At 54.8% G+C, this 431-nt stretch carries 1 protein-coding gene and 1 pseudogene; both read left to right on the top strand.

The genetic code is table 11. The features are described 5' to 3' along the window. A pseudogene (gene cbiD, locus ACU8YC_RS28365) lies at positions 1–264 on the top strand (cobalt-precorrin-5B (C(1))-methyltransferase CbiD); the annotation flags it as partial. Then, the coding region (locus tag ACU8YC_RS28360) for an SAM-dependent methyltransferase (protein ID WP_446896441.1) at positions 258–431 on the top strand (174 nt) is incomplete at its 3' end. The pseudogene cbiD and the gene ACU8YC_RS28360, both read left to right, overlap by 7 nt.

Genomic DNA, 431 nt, shown 5'->3' with positions numbered 1-431 from the left:
CTGCCGTTACTTAGCTGGCCGCTGGAACTGCTGACGCTGGTCAGCGACTGCGATACCACCGAGGCGGCGATGGAACACATAGAAGCGTATGGTTTTCAGCGCATCTATGACCATCTGGCTAAGCGCAGTTGTATGCGCGTCCTGCAAACGTTGCGTTTTACCAAAAATCCCCCGACCTGCGACGCCATCATGTTCTCCTTTGATAACCAGGTGCTGGGTTGTAATCGTCCAATCGCAGATATTGCTGAGGGGATGCAATGTTAACCGTTGTGGGGATGGGACCTGCCGGTTTGCATTTGATGACGCCTGCAGCACGCGAAGCGGTTGCAACGGCTGATGTTCTGGTCGGCGGTGAGCGGCATTTGCAGCAGTTCGCGGATTTTACCGGCGAACAGTTTGTTCTCGGTGCCAATATCCCGGAACTACTGGAC

Source organism: Citrobacter sp. VF227, from assembly GCF_052950715.1.
This window is presented reverse-complemented; position numbering and strand designations above follow the sequence as displayed.